Below are 15,138 nucleotides of genomic sequence, written 5' to 3'. Positions count from 1 at the left end.
TTTCAATGGATCATTTTCCCGACTCAAAACACAACGCCCCAAAACACAATTTGATACAAGCTATCGCTAAAGGTCTTAATTCTTTTTTTGTCGTATTTTGGCAAAATAAATGGCCGCAAATTCGTTAAAATTTGCCAGCAAAAAATGCCCATGATCACGAATAGGTGAGTTTGATAAGTGGTATTTTTCTAAAAAATAATCGTCATCAAGCTATGCACACAGTGATTGCATTAACTTTTGAAGTCAAATTTAGTACAATTTGTCCGTCCGTATTATTTGCAAGGACGCCCTCAGGCAACTGCAACGCAAATAATTTTTTTAAGAAGAGGAATAACACCGTGCTAGAAGCTTACCGCCAACACGTAGAAGAACGTGCCGCACTCGGAATCCCACCGAAGCCGCTTGACGATGCTCAAACAGCTGAATTGGTTGAATTGTTAAAAAATCCACCAGCGGGTGAAGAAGAGTATATCGTTGATTTGCTTGAAAACCGTGTGCCAGCAGGTGTTGACCAAGCCGCTTATGTCAAAGCTGCGTTCTTGGCTGCGCTTGCAAAAGGCGAAGCAACTTCTCCGCTGATCGATAAAAAGCGTGCAGTATATCTACTTGGCACGATGCTTGGTGGTTATAACGTAGCACCTTTGGTTGAGCTTTTGGATGATGCTGAGCTTGCAGAACTTGCAGCTGAAGCATTGAAAAAGACTTTGCTTGTATTTGATGCGTTCCATGACGTTGCTGATAAAGCCAAAGCAGGTAATGCCAATGCAAAAGCCGTTGTTCAATCTTGGGCTGATGCTGAATGGTTCACAGGTCGTGAAGACGTTGCTGATGAAATTACATTCACAGTATTCAAAGTGACTGGCGAAACCAACACCGATGACTTGTCACCAGCGCAAGACGCTTGGAGCCGTCCTGATATTCCACTACATGCCAATGCAATGTTGAAAAACGAGCGTGACGGCATCAATCCTGAACAACCAGGTGAAGTCGGTCCACTCAATCAAATCAAAGAATTGATTGCTAAAGGTAATCCAGTTGCTTACGTCGGTGACGTGGTTGGTACGGGTTCATCACGTAAATCTGCAACCAACTCTGTACTGTGGTTCTTCGGTGATGACATCCCACACATTCCAAACAAAAAAGATGGTGGTTTGTGTCTAGGTGGTAAGATTGCACCGATTTTCTTCAACACGATGGAAGATGCAGGTGCATTGCCAATCGAGATTGATGTCAATGACATGAACATGGGTGATGAAATTACCCTAAAAATTAACAAAGAAACAGCGGTTGTGACTGCATTTAAAAACGGTGCGCAAATCGCTGAGTCACCACTCAAAACCCCTGTACTTCTTGATGAAGTGCGTGCTGGTGGTCGTATCAACTTGATCATCGGTCGTGGTTTGACCAACAAAGCTCGTGAAGCATTGGGTCTTGAGCCATCAACATTGTTCCGTACGCCAGTTCAACCATCTGACTCTGGCAAAGGCTTCTCTCTCGCTCAGAAAATGGTTGGTCGTGCATGTGGTCTTCCAGAAGGTCAAGGCGTACGCCCAGGCACTTACTGTGAACCAAAAATGACGACTGTGGGCTCGCAAGATACCACTGGTCCAATGACACGTGACGAATTGAAAGATTTGGCGTGCTTAGGCTTCTCAGCGGATCTTGTCATGCAATCTTTCTGTCACACTGCTGCGTATCCAAAGCCAGTTGACGTAGAAATGCAACACAGTTTGCCTGACTTCATCATGAACCGTGGCGGTGTATCGCTACGTCCAGGTGACGGTATTATTCACTCTTGGTTAAACCGTATGTTGTTGCCTGATACCGTCGGTACTGGCGGTGACTCACATACACGTTTCCCAATCGGTATTTCTTTCCCTGCGGGTTCTGGTCTAGTTGCGTTTGCTGCGGCGACTGGTGTGATGCCACTCGATATGCCTGAATCAGTATTGGTGAAATTCAAAGGTAAAATGCAACCGGGGATTACGCTACGTGACCTCGTGCATGCGATTCCTTACTATGCGATCAAAGAAGGCGACTTGACTGTAGAGAAGAAAGGTAAGAAAAACATCTTCTCTGGTCGTATCCTTGAGATCGACTTGACTGAAATGGAAACAGACTTGACTGCTGAACAAGCATTCGAATTGTCTGATGCCTCTGCTGAGCGTTCTGCTGCTGGCTGTGCGATCACATTGTCAGAAGAGAAAGTTGCTGAATATCTACGTTCAAACATTACCATGCTCAAGTGGATGATTTCACAAGGTTATGGCGATGCACGTACTATGGCACGTCGTATCGAAAACATGGAAAAATGGTTGGCAAACCCAGAGTTGCTTCAAGCTGATGCAGACGCTGAATACACCAAAGTCTATGAAATCGACCTTGCCGACATCAAAGAACCAGTGCTTTGCTGCCCGAACGATCCAGATGATGCAAAATTGCTTTCTGAAGTTCAAGGCGACAAGATTGATGAAGTATTCATCGGTTCTTGTATGACTAACATTGGTCACTTCCGTGCAGCGGGTAAATTACTTGAGAAAGTGCCTGCTGGCTCACTCGCTACGCAATTGTGGATCGCTCCGCCAACACGTATGGACGAAGCACAGTTGATGGAAGAAGGTTTCTTCAATACTTATGGTAAAGCGGGCGCGCGTACCGAAATGCCAGGTTGTTCACTGTGTATGGGTAACCAAGCACGTGTGAAACCAGGTGCGACGGTTGTTTCGACTTCAACGCGTAACTTCCCGAACCGTCTAGGTCAAGGTGCGAATGTATATCTAGCATCTGCTGAGCTTGCATCAGTGGCTGCGGTATTGGGTAAACTACCTACACCTGAAGAATACAAGCAATATGCGTCGCAAATCGACAGCATGGCGGGTGACATCTACAAGTATCTTAACTTTGATCAGATGGCTGACTACACTAAAGCCGCTGACACTGTAGATACCAAGAAAATTCAAGCAGCTCAATTGACTTGATCTATTGAAAAGTAGATTAAAGTGAGTAAAGATAAGGGCTGATAATTCAGCCCTTATTTTTGGACTAAATAAAATGGTAGATGAACATTTCAATACTTCTCTGCAAGAAGAAAATATCAAAAAATCATTACAGGTTAAATATGAGAAAACAATTAATGATATAGAAAGATTACTTATTCTAAATAATAACTCTATAGATGATATGCAATATTTTGTTCCAGCTGGACTTTTAATAATAACAAAATCATCTATAGCTAATTTCTTGCCACTTAAAGCAGATAAAGATGGTTTGTTTAATTGGCGGGACTTGAAAAAAACATCATCAAACCCTCGACTAGCTGGTTATTTTGATGTTTTTAATTTTTATTTGCTTGCTAATCAATACTTCAGGCGAGGCTACTCTTTATATAATAATTATGCACCTCATTTTATTGAAGAGTTTTATAAACTTGATAAAAAAAATTTAGATGCATATTTGAGTGTTGATGAGAATGTGATAAAAATAGATGAGCCATCTTTGTATTGTGAATTTGATAGGTGGTTTGGTGCTCCGTTTAATAAGAATATTTCATTGATTTCGGACGGTATAGTTAAACTTAAACCACCTGATATTTTTGATGGAAATTCTATGTTGTTCAATAATAATTATTCTCTTGATGTGAAATGGTCTACTAAAGATAATATTAAAACATTTCAACTCCTTGAGTTTAAGGATGAAAGTGTTAAGGTTTATGAAAATGGTAATACAATATACCCAGTAAGATATATTCATGCTGAATTTGATTTGAATAGAAAAATATTTAAGCATTTTGATGGAGCAATACACTTTTATGAAGAAAATCATTATTTTGAGAAAAGAGATAAAGATATCAATTTTGATTTGAAAAGCTTTTCAGGAAGTAAGCCTACTTCAAAAAAACTATTTAAGATAAATGGTGAGATTGCTGTCGATGATTGGTCAAATCTAACTACCCATTTTCTACATGGAAACCCTTTAATCTATGAGTATTTTACAGGGGAGTATCCGCAATATATTAAGCGAATTTTAGATTTGGATTAGGGTTTACAAATGAAAAAGCCCTGCATTAGCAGGGCTAGTCGTATACGAATCAAGCCGTATACTGTATGAGGCTCATCTCAAACTGTGCGTATTAAAACATAGCTCACTTTAATAATCTATCGTTTAAAATCAAGCTCTTTAAAAATCAAGCTCGGCATGCTGATGATTACGAGTTTCCGTCTGTATGGTCACATGCTCAATACCGATGGCTTGCAGAGATTGCTCAACCTCATGGAGTAGACTTTGTACGTTTTGCATGGTCATCTGATCATCGACCACGATATGACAGCTCAAGATATAACGCTTACTCGATAAACTCCAAATATGCAGATCGTGCACATCGAGGATACGATCATTTGCCATGATCTGCGCTTGAATCTCAGCAACATTGAATCGCTCAGGTGTACCTTGCATTAGCACGTGAGTGGATTGCTTGACCACACTCCAACCGCTACGCAATACCAAAAGCGCCACCAATACACTTGCCACCGTATCCGCCCATTGCCATGCGAAGAAATAAATACACAATGCCGCAATGATCGCACCAACCGAACCGAGCAGATCACTCAGCACATGTAAAAATGCACCACGCATATTCAGATCATGTTCGGTATCACTGCCTCGAAACATCATCCACGCAACAATGATATTAATCAGTAAGCCCAAAGTGGCAATGATCAGCATGCCTTGCACATGAATGTCTTCAGGTGTTTGTAGACGAAGAATTGCCTCGACAAAAATATAAATCGAAATCGCCACAAGGGTAATGCCGTTGATGGCAGCGGCTAAGATTTCAAAGCGTTGATAGCCAAAACTTTTACGAGCATTACTTGCTTTTTCACCGAGAAAAACCGCAAAGAGAGCAATACCCAGTGCCACAGAATCACTGAGCATATGTCCTGCATCAGAGATCAGCGCCAAGCTATTAGTCATATAGCCACCGACAAACTCTGCCACCATAAATATGGTGATCAGGATAAAACTGATGGTCAGGATTTTTTTATTATTGGGGATATGGCTATGGTCGTGGTTATGCTTATGATCGTGCTGATCAGTTGCATGGTCGTGTGAATGTTGATGTGAAGAATTAGACATTTTTAATGCAGATATTATCAAACGATTAACTTTGAGCTTAACCATTCACGCCTTGAAGTTCAAGTGCTGTAGATCATTTATACACAACTAATTATTCCGACTCAATGGTTGATTGATTTGACTATATGTTCAAATATTTTTAGATAGATTTGCTTGCGCAGTATCGCCTAAATTACTATCATCTGCACCTGCAAACTTTAATGATCATTAGGTGGAAAGGCGTTGCCGAACTTTTTGCAAGACTGTCTGATTTATCGTGACGACGATGTGATGGTCATCAACAAGCCTGCAGGTCTACTCAGTGTGCCAGGAAAAGGCGAAGCGCTCACTGACAGTGTACAGACACGCCTTTTACAAGAAGAACCAAAAACACTCCTCGTTCATCGTCTTGATCGAGATACTTCGGGCATTTTAGTCTTTGCTTTAAATAAAGCAGCACAGCGTCATATCTCCATTCAATTCCAACAGCGTCAAACGGAAAAAAAATATCACGCCATTGTCGAAGGGCATTTGAGCGTACATTTTGACGATTTTGCCGAGATCAATGTGCCTGTGCGTTATGACGAAGCGCATCCACCGTTGCATATCGCCGATGAATCGCATTCTAAATCTGCGCAAAGTTATTATCAAATTATCGAAAATTTTTATATTCAGGATGTGCCTGTGAGTCGGATTGTCTTAAAACCGATTACAGGACGTTCGCACCAATTACGTGTACACACTCAATATATCGGTCATCCGATAGTTGGCGATACGCTATATGCCACAACACAAGGGCAATCGCTTGCTAAGCGCCTTTGTTTGCATGCGGCGGAGCTAAGTTTTGTACATCCTGTTACAGGGCAAACATTGAACTTTGTTTGCCAAACTCCATTTTAGACTTTTATGATGGTTTTCTAATCGGTTAAAATGCAAACAAAATAGTAATCTGTCATGATCAAGGGTGAATGGGAATTTTCAAAAAGCATGGACTGCATTGTCATACTTTTTGCTTATTCATTCTTGAACATATGAGATGGATTGGTTTGAAATTTAATTCGATAAAATGCATTCAACTTTTTGATTAAGGTGAAAAACTTGCAACAATTTGCGATCGGACAACGTTGGCTTTCAGATACGGAATCAGAGCTTGGACTGGGCGTACTCATTGATGTCGATGAGCGAGCAATCAGTATTCTGTTCCCAAAAAGTGATGAAACACGGGTCTATGCACGAAGCAATGCACCTTTATCACGCATTGTGTTCAATGTTGGCGATATGATTTCCGATCAAGAAGGACTCGAATGGCAAGTGCTGTCTGTGGAAGATCGTGGTGGTGTGATGAAGTATCATGCCAAACGCATAGATGCGCAGGGCGATGAAGTCATCAAAGACCTCAATGAAACCCGTCTGGGTGCGCATATTCAGTTGTCAAAACCCTTAGAGCGCATGCTTGCCAGTCAGGTCGATTATAAAGAATGGTACGATTTGCGTATTCAAGCCTTGATGATGCAAGCCACCATGAAACGTAGTCCACTGCGTGGTTTACTCGGTGCACGTGTCGGCTTGATTCCGCATCAGCTGTATATTGCCAACGAAGTCGGGACTCGACTTGCGCCACGTGTGTTGCTTGCCGATGAAGTCGGCTTGGGTAAAACCATTGAAGCGGGTTTGATCATTCATCAACAACTGAAAACTGGTCGCAGTGAACGTGTGCTGATTTTGGTACCTGACTCGTTGCAATATCAATGGATGATTGAAATGCGTCGTCGTTTCAATTTGCCATTTTCGATTTTTGACCTGACTCGTACTGCGTCTATCAAAGAACACGATCCTGAGCTGAATCCATTTAGCACCGAACAACGCATTATTGCCAGTATCGACTTGATGCTCGATCACCCTGATTTGCATGAACAAGCCATTGAAGCAGGTTTTGATTTGCTCGTGGTCGATGAAGCGCATCACTTGATTTGGTCAGAGCAAGAAGGCGGTAATGATCGTTATGATTTGGTTGAAGATTTCGCCAATAAAACTGCGGGTGTACTGCTACTTACCGCAACACCAGAACAGCTTGGCGTAGAAAGTCATTTTGCTCGTTTACGTTTGCTTGATCCACAGCGTTTTAACGATCTTGATCGCTTCTTGGCAGAAGAGGAACAATATCAACAAACTGCAAAAATTGCCGAAGTATTGATGTCGGATATGCCTTTGGAAGAAGGGCAATTGGCTTCACTTGAGCAGTTACTCGGTCATCCAATCACAGATGAGCCTGAGCCACGCTATCGTGCCATTCATGAGTTGCTTGATCGTCATGGTACAGGGCGGATTTTGTTCCGTAATACCCGTGAGGCGATTCAAGGTTTTCCTGGGCGTGATTGCTTGCCTGTGCCTTTGCCACGTCCTGAAAATTGGCAGACCGAAGGCAAACTGCGTGAGCAAATGTGGCCTGAAGAATTGCAAATTGACGGCGCATGGATGGAACATGATCCACGTGTGTCATGGCTGATGAATGCGCTACGCCACGAGTTAAAGCATAAAAAGGTCTTATTGATTGCTCGTAGTGGTCCAGTGGTCGAATCGCTCGAAAGCGCACTGCGTATCCATGCAGGCATTCGCACCGCAATGTTCCATGAAGGTATGAGCTTACTTGAACGTGACCAAGCGGCGGCGTACTTTGCCGAAGACAGCTACGGCGCACAGATTTTACTTTGTTCAGAAATTGGCTCGGAAGGACGAAATTTCCAATTTGCCAGTGATTTGGTGCTGTTTGATTTGCCTGCCAATCCTGATGTGCTGGAACAGCGTATTGGTCGTCTTGATCGTATCGGTCAGGAAAATCGTATTCAAATCCATGTGCCCTATATCGAAGGTACAGCGCAAGAGCGTATGTTCCGTTGGTATAACGAAGGGCTGAATATTTTTAGTCAGATTTCACCGACGGCGCAGACTTTGCAAGAAAACTTTATCGTTGAGCTGAAAGACTGTTTGCTTAGCGATACGCCAGACTTTGAACCACTGCTTGAACAAGTCAATGAACAGCGCATGCAACTCGAAGCAGCGATGCAAGAAGGGCGAGATCGTCTACTCGAATATAACTCGTGCCGTCCACAAGTCGCACGCCGTATCGTCAAAGCACTTGAAGATTATGAAGATAATTCGCTTGTGCCAGATTTTATCAAACGCTTTATGTCGGCGACCAATATCGACTTCGATGAGCAAAGTAACGGCACAGTGATCATTCGCCCGACTGATCAAATGCAAGTACAAGGTTTGCAACTCGAAGAAGACGGCATGACTGTGACCTTCTACCGTGATCAAGCGCAGACGCGTGAAGATAGTCAGTTCTTAACACTTGAGCATCCTTTTGTAGAAAGTGTCATGGAGCTGATTAATACCCAATCTTTTGGTAGTACCAACGTCGCTTTACTGAAAAGTAGTGCGATCAAAGCAGGCACCATGTTGGTTGAGCTGTGGTTTAAAGTCGATGTGATTGCACCGAAAGTGCTGAATCTTGGCGCAAGTTTGCCAAAACAATTGATTCGTGTGTTATTGACTGAGAACGGTCAAGACCTGTCGGAGAAAATCGCATCGCATATTTTACAGCCATATACGCAACATCTTGATGGCAATAATGCCCGCCAAGTGATCAAAGCTCGCCGTGAAGTGATTGAAGCACGTTATGCGCAGGCACTGGATATGGTCAAAGCGCAATTGCCACAGATTCAAGAAGGTGCACAGCAACATTATGAAAAGCGTTGGCAAAAAGAAATTGACCGTTTGAACTATCTCAAACAACACAATCCAAGCATCCGTCAAGATGAAGTGGATCGTTTGGTCAAGCATCAACAAGAAGGTTTGAGCTTACTGAAACAGCTCAGCATTTCTCCAGAAGCGATTCGTGTATTGGTGTCAATCAATCCATAATTGGCTAGAGTCGTGACTGACAAATGACTAAAAACGCATTCTTTAAGAGTGCGTTTTTTTATGGCGGATAGGCTGTGCAGCGTTTTATACTTTTAAAGCATCGACCAACAGACGAAAGACGTGGGACGACTCACGACGACTTGGGTAGTACATATAATACGGCGAATAATGCATATTCCAATTGTTCAAGATGGTGACCAGCGTACCTTGCGAGAGCTCATCTTCGACCATGACTTTGGGTAGCCAAACGATACCATGACCTTGCACACCTGCTTTTAAAATGAGTCTAGCATGACTGACAACGAGACGACATTCTAGATTGAGCGTGATGACCTGATCATGGTTGGTGTGATCTCGAAACTCCCAAGCCTGTACACGTTCGTGGCTTGGCAGACGTAGTCCAATACATTGATGTTGATGTAAGGCTTCGGGAGTGTTCGGTGTGCCGTGCTTGGCGAGATAGTCAGGAGAGGCGAGGGTGATCATTTCAAGCGGTTCACTGACTTTGACCGAAATCATGTCCTTATGTAAATTTTCGCCAAGCCTAATCCCGATGTCGTAGCGGTCTTTGACAATATCGGCAAAACCATAATCCATGTTGAGTTCGAGCTGTACCTCAGGATAGTCATGCATAAATTGCGATAACTTTTCCCAAAGTAATACATTCAAAGTAATTTCAGTGCCGTTGATGCGCAGTTGACCCCGTGGATTGTCACGAAATGAATTGAGATTATTGAGCTTTTGTTCGATGCTTGTGAGCAGGGGTTCAATGTCATTAAAAAGTTGCTCGCCCTCTTGGGTCAATGACACACTGCGTGTGGTGCGATGCAGTAGCTTCATATCAAGGCGCTGTTCCAGCATTTTGATGGTATAGCTGAGTGCGGATTGAGACACACCCATTTGTCCTGCGGCTTTGGTAAAACTGCCAGAACGGGCAACAATCAAGAAGGCTTTTAAATCATCTAAATTTTCTGACATATCGCCTCTGTTGTGGACTTTGAATGATCTATTTTATGGATGAAATTCCATTAATAAAAAGTTATTAATCAAATTATCGTATAAGTGTAATCGAAATTTGCGGTCTAGTTGTACGTTTTTGATCCAGTTATAGTGTTTCTGTGATTTAGGACAACAAATGAATAGGTGAAACTGATGCAAACGATCAAATTAAATAATGGTGTTGACATGCCTGTTGCTGGTTTTGGCGTATTTCAAATGCAAGATGCCAAAGAGTGTGAACAAGCGGTTCTGCATGTGATAGATGTAGGTTATCGCTTAATCGATACCGCAGCATCCTACCAAAACGAAACGGAAGTCGGCAATGCAATTCGTCAAAGTCATATCGCTCGTGATGAGTTATTTATTACCACCAAATTGTGGTTGCAAGATACCAGTTATGAAGGCGCAAAAGCGCAGTTCGAGCGCTCACTGAATCGCTTGCAAATGGATTATGTTGATTTGTACTTGATTCATCAACCGATCGGTGATGTGCATGGTGCGTGGCGTGCGATGGAGGAGCTACACGCTGAAGGGAAAATCCGTGCGATCGGTGTGAGTAATTTTCATCCAGACCGTTTAGCGGATTTAATCGCTTTTAACAACGTCGTGCCTGCGGTCAATCAAGTCGAAGTCAATCCATTTCAACAACAGCTTCACGCCGTACCGTGGATGCAAGCGCATAATATTCAGCCTGAAGCGTGGGCGCCGTTTGCCGAAGGACGCAACAATTTATTTAGCCATCCTGTACTGCAAAAAATTGCCGATCAATATGGCAAATCAATTGGTCAGGTGGTCTTGCGCTGGTTATTACAACACAATGTGGTGTCGCTGGCGAAATCGGTACGCCAAGAACGTCTACAAGAAAATATTGATATTTTTGATTTTGAATTATCTGCACAGGACATCCAGCAGATCACCGCACTAGATACGGCAACCAGTTCATTCTTTTCGCATCGTGATCCAGCCATGATTGAGTGGTTGGCTCGTCGTAAGCTCGATGTTTAATCATTCTCGATAACTACCAAAAAAGTAAAAATAATCATGAGTATTTTAAAACCAATTTTATTATCAGCATCATTAGCAAGCTCTGGTGTAGCATTTGCCGATGCCTCCAAAGCCAACCCGTTTGGTTTGGTCTACGGCGGTGCACTCACAGAAAATGTCAACGGACAGGTCAATATCCATCCAGTGCATTACAAGCTCAATGGCTTGGAAATCGCAGCCAATGTCTACACGCCAGCTAACTATGATGCCAGTCGCCAAGATCAGAAAAAATATCCAGCAATTGTCGTCGCTCATCCCAATGGGGGTGTTAAAGAGCAAGTGGCAGGACTGTATGCCCAACATTTAGCGGAGCAAGGTTACATTGCCATCACCGCTGATGCAGCCTATCAAGGTGCAAGTGGCGGTCAACCTCGTGTCGTGGATAAACCAAGCAATCGTATCGAAGATATTCATGGTATGGCGGACTTTATCACTCAATATGCTGGGGTGGATCAAAATCGATTGGGACTATTAGGTATTTGCGGGGGTGGCGGTTATGCGCTCGGTGCAGCGAAAACTGACAAACGCTTTAAAGCTGTTGCAACACTCAGCATGTTTAACTCGGGACGTGTACGTCGTAATGGTTTTCAAGATTCACAGCTTGAGACAATCCAACAGCGTTTAGCAGCGGCTTCTCAAGCTCGTGGGCAAGAAGTTGCTGGCGGTGAGATTTTATATTCAGGTGATGCCAATCTGTCCGATGAAGAAATTGCTAAATTGCCCTTTGATTTATATCGCCAAGGTTATGAATATTATTGGAAAACCCATGCGCACCCAAACTCAACCTTTAAATATACCACCAGTAGTTTGCTCGACTTGATGCGCTGGGATGCCACTGATCAAATCGAGTTGATTAATCAGCCATTATTGATGGTCGCAGGGGATAAAGCAGATACGCTGTACATGACTCAAGATGCGTTTAAGCAAGCCACAGGCACACAACATAAAGCGCTGTACTTGATTCCCAAAGCGACACATATCGAAACCTATTGGAAACCTGAATATGTCGATCAGGCGATGGCGCAGTTCAAAACATTTTTTGGCAAGAACCTATAAATTTGAAAGCTCGAATGTGCAATGAATCACTATGGGAAGTTTAATATGAAAAAGCAATTTTTAATTTCTGCAATCTTCAGCTTAGTCAATGTCAGTGCGGTTGCAGATACTAAGGCAGATCAGCAGATCACACCAGCAACTCAGCACAACTTTCAAGCTGGTCCTGCAAGCAACTTCTCAGGCGCAGTCGAGTTTGCACGCCTGCCCGTGATGCCATCGCAAGGCGATGTTGCGCCTGCCATCGTCAAGTTTGAAGCAGGGACGATCAGCAATTGGCACACCCATAAATATGGTCAATATCTGATCGTGACCGAAGGCGAAGGGCGCACTCAGCAATGGGGTAAATCCATTCAGCGTATCACTAAAGGTGATGTGGTTTATTGCCCGCCGAATGTGAAGCATTGGCATGGTGCCAGTGAACACCGTGCGATGAGTCATATTGCCATCAGTCCTGTGGGCAAAGACAGTGTGACATGGTTAGAAAAAGTAGAATTACCCGAATCCGCAACTGCATCATCGGCATCGACGATGAAATCCGCACCAAGCCCAGTCACGTTGAGTAATCAGCAACTCAGTATCTTGCCGATTGCTGCATTTAGTGCACAAGGAGACTTAGAAAAATTGCGCTCCGCAATCATCAGTGGTCTAAATCGTGGCTTGACCGTGAATCAACTCAAAGAAATTTTTGCCCATCAATATGCTTATGCAGGATTTCCTAGAGCCTTAAACGGCATGTTGACTTTGCGTGATGTGCTCGATCAGCGTGCCAAGCAAGGGATTCAAGATAATCAAGGCGATGTTGCAACAGATTTACCAAGTGGAACGAATTATTATCAACTCGGCAGTCAAACACTAGGCATGTTACAAAACCGATCGTCAAATGAAGCACAAAAACCATTATTTAATAATTTTTCGCCGACGATGGATTACGCCTTAAAAGCGCATTTATTTGGCTATCTATTCAGTCGGGATAATCTGGCGCCCTTAGATCGTGAATTGGTGGTTTTAGGGACGCTTTCAGCACTTGAAGGCACCAATTCACAGCTGACCTCGCATCTACGCATTACACAAAATCTCGGTGTTAATGATGCACAAATGCAACGCATCATTCAAACCCTTGCCGATCAAGTCGATCCAGCGCTGGCTGACAATGCAAAACATGTCTATCAACAGATGCAAAATAACCAATAGGCAGGAACAGGAACATACATCATGAATCTGAATGTTAAAAATGCTGTCGTCGGCTTGAGTATGTTGACAGCGCTCGGCTTAGCAGGCTGTCAGTCTGTGGCGAAGCAAAGCTCAGCACTGACGATTGAGCGACAAGGCTACTTTTCTGCTGGTGGAACAGTCATCAAAAGTGCAGGCAACTTTGATGATCACAATTTATTTGAACCGCAAGGACAAACCTTACACGGTGATCATGCTTCAGTGTTTTACCAAATTCCGCAAAATCCTCGTAAGTATCCCTTGGTTTTTTTGCATGGTGCAGGACAGTCGGCACGGACATGGGGTACGACACCAGATGGGCGAGTAGGCTTTCAAAGTATCTTTTTAAGCAAGGGATTTCCCGTGTATCTGGTCGATCAGCCCCGCCGAGGTCAAGCAGGACAGTCAACAATAGCTGGTGAAATCACCGCACAGACCAATGATCAAGCATGGTTTAACATGTTTCGCATTGGTCGCTATCCAAACTATTTCCAAGGCGTGCAATTTCCCCAAGATCCCGAGTCACTGAATCAATATTTTCGGCAGATGACTCCGAATACAGGGGCGTTTGATGAACAAGTGATTAGTGATGCCATGAGTGAGGTGTTGAAAAAATCAGGCGATGCGGTATTGATCACTCACTCTCAAGGCGGTGGTGCAGGTTGGTGGACGGCGATCAAATCCGATCATGTCAAAGGTATCGTTGCCTATGAGCCGGGTAGTGGCTTTGTCTTTCCAAAAGATGAGATGCCTCCTGAGATGCCAAGTGCTACAGGCACCCTCAAAGCGGCGCCTGTTAGCACGGCGCAGTTTATGAAATTGACGCAAATGCCGATTGTGATTTATTACGGCGATAATATTCCGACTGAATATACAGAAAAGCATGACAATGCAGGACAAGACAACTGGCGAGTGCGCCTCAAAATGGCACAGCTTTGGGTCGATAAAATCAATGCACATGGCGGACAAGCGAGTTTGGTGCATTTGCCGAAAATCGGGGTCTATGGCAATACCCATTTCCCATTTTCTGATCTCAATAATGTCAAAATTGCCGAATTGCTCAGTCTATGGTTAAAGCAACATCAGCTCGATTAAATGGAGCCTAAAACATGCAAATTGCACTGAAATATTATGTTTTAATGTGCATCACATTGTTGCTCAGTGCTTGTGTCGATAGTAAACATCGCGCACAAGCCAATGAGCAAGATATGCAAGCTACTGATTCTCATGTAGAAGGCAAGGTATTAATTGTTTACCTGACCCGCACCAAAAATACTGAAGCACTGGCGAAGATGATTCAGCAACGTGTGGGCGGTGAACTGCGTGCGCTGACGATGCAAAACCCGTATCCACAAGATTACCAAGCTATTGTTGATCAAGTCGATGCTGAAAATCGCCGAGGCTATCTGCCTGCACTGACGACACCAATCGATGATGTTGAGCAGTTTGATCTGATTTTTGTTGGATTCCCAACTTGGGACATGCAACTGCCACCGCCTGTGAAAAGTTTTTTAAATCAGGCGAATTTGTCAGGGAAAATAGTCGTTCCTTTCAATAATCATGCAGGCTATGGCTTGGGGCAGAGCATGCAACAGTTTCGTCAATATTGTAAGGATTGTAAGATTGCCAATGTGCTCTCCTTGCAAGGCGGGATTGAACGTGATGGGATTTTATTCGTAATGAAAGCAAGCAAAGCCGAGCAAGCACAAGCACAAATTGACCAATGGCTCAAGCAGTTGGCAGAAACCCAGCCACAGCTTGCCACGATTCTGAGTGATCAATAAAGCAAAGACT

The 15,138-nt window shown here is 43.5% G+C and carries 11 protein-coding genes; 9 read left to right on the top strand and 2 right to left on the bottom strand.

The window, feature by feature from the left end; translation table 11 throughout:
- The first annotated feature begins 338 nt into the window (after nt 1-338).
- Both BLQ60_RS02320 and BLQ60_RS02315 read left to right on the top strand, forming a co-directional pair.
- On the top strand, nt 339-2,978 hold the full coding sequence (locus BLQ60_RS02320) for a bifunctional aconitate hydratase 2/2-methylisocitrate dehydratase (RefSeq protein ID WP_092615378.1): 2,640 nt from the start codon (nt 339-341) through the stop codon (nt 2,976-2,978).
- A 73-nt stretch (nt 2,979-3,051) separates the two neighbouring features.
- Nucleotides 3,052-4,038, top strand: coding sequence for a hypothetical protein (locus tag BLQ60_RS02315; protein ID WP_092615375.1), 987 nt, complete (start codon nt 3,052-3,054; stop codon nt 4,036-4,038).
- Between the two features lie 138 nt (nt 4,039-4,176).
- Here BLQ60_RS02315 and BLQ60_RS02310 read toward each other — a convergent pair whose 3' ends face one another.
- A complete protein-coding gene (locus tag BLQ60_RS02310; protein ID WP_244515935.1) occupies nt 4,177-5,133 on the bottom strand; it encodes a cation diffusion facilitator family transporter in 957 nt (318 codons plus the stop codon).
- 222 nt (nt 5,134-5,355) lie between these two features.
- Between BLQ60_RS02310 and BLQ60_RS02305 the strand changes: the two genes are divergently transcribed.
- Together BLQ60_RS02305 and rapA are read left to right on the top strand one after the other, a co-directional pair.
- Nucleotides 5,356-6,012 (top strand): RluA family pseudouridine synthase, encoded by a 657-nt coding sequence (locus BLQ60_RS02305; protein WP_092615369.1) that lies wholly within the window; start codon nt 5,356-5,358, stop codon nt 6,010-6,012.
- A 189-nt stretch (nt 6,013-6,201) separates the two neighbouring features.
- Entirely contained in the window at nt 6,202-9,036 is a 2,835-nt protein-coding gene (rapA, locus tag BLQ60_RS02300; RefSeq protein ID WP_092615367.1) for an RNA polymerase-associated protein RapA, read from the top strand.
- Nucleotides 9,037-9,120: 84 nt separating this feature from the next.
- On the opposite strand, the gene BLQ60_RS02295 is transcribed toward rapA, so the two are convergent.
- The gene (locus BLQ60_RS02295) at nt 9,121-10,014 is read right to left on the bottom strand and encodes a LysR family transcriptional regulator (RefSeq protein ID WP_092615364.1); all 894 of its coding nucleotides are present in this window, start codon (nt 10,012-10,014) and stop codon (nt 9,121-9,123) included.
- Nucleotides 10,015-10,188: 174 nt separating this feature from the next.
- On the opposite strand from BLQ60_RS02295, the gene BLQ60_RS02290 reads away from it, so the two are divergent.
- From BLQ60_RS02290 to BLQ60_RS02270, 5 genes are read left to right on the top strand one after another with little or no spacing between them, the layout of a single operon-like run.
- The gene (locus BLQ60_RS02290; protein WP_092615361.1) at nt 10,189-11,040 is read left to right on the top strand and encodes an aldo/keto reductase; all 852 of its coding nucleotides are present in this window, start codon (nt 10,189-10,191) and stop codon (nt 11,038-11,040) included.
- 36 nt (nt 11,041-11,076) lie between these two features.
- The gene (locus BLQ60_RS02285) at nt 11,077-12,135 is read left to right on the top strand and encodes an alpha/beta hydrolase (protein ID WP_092615358.1); all 1,059 of its coding nucleotides are present in this window, start codon (nt 11,077-11,079) and stop codon (nt 12,133-12,135) included.
- Between the two features lie 45 nt (nt 12,136-12,180).
- A complete protein-coding gene (locus BLQ60_RS02280) occupies nt 12,181-13,326 on the top strand; it encodes a cupin domain-containing carboxymuconolactone decarboxylase family protein (RefSeq protein WP_092615355.1) in 1,146 nt (381 codons plus the stop codon).
- A gap of 21 nt (nt 13,327-13,347) precedes the next feature.
- On the top strand, nt 13,348-14,439 hold the full coding sequence (locus BLQ60_RS02275) for an alpha/beta hydrolase (protein WP_092615352.1): 1,092 nt from the start codon (nt 13,348-13,350) through the stop codon (nt 14,437-14,439).
- A gap of 14 nt (nt 14,440-14,453) precedes the next feature.
- Nucleotides 14,454-15,128, top strand: a complete 675-nt coding sequence (locus tag BLQ60_RS02270; RefSeq protein ID WP_092615350.1) for a flavodoxin family protein — start codon at nt 14,454-14,456, stop codon at nt 15,126-15,128.
- The last annotated feature ends 10 nt before the right edge of the window (nt 15,129-15,138 follow it).

This window comes from Acinetobacter marinus, assembly GCF_900096915.1.
Lineage (GTDB): Bacteria > Pseudomonadota > Gammaproteobacteria > Pseudomonadales > Moraxellaceae > Acinetobacter > Acinetobacter marinus.
The sequence above is the reverse complement of the archived record's forward strand: the minus strand, read 5'-3'. Positions and strand labels throughout refer to the sequence as shown.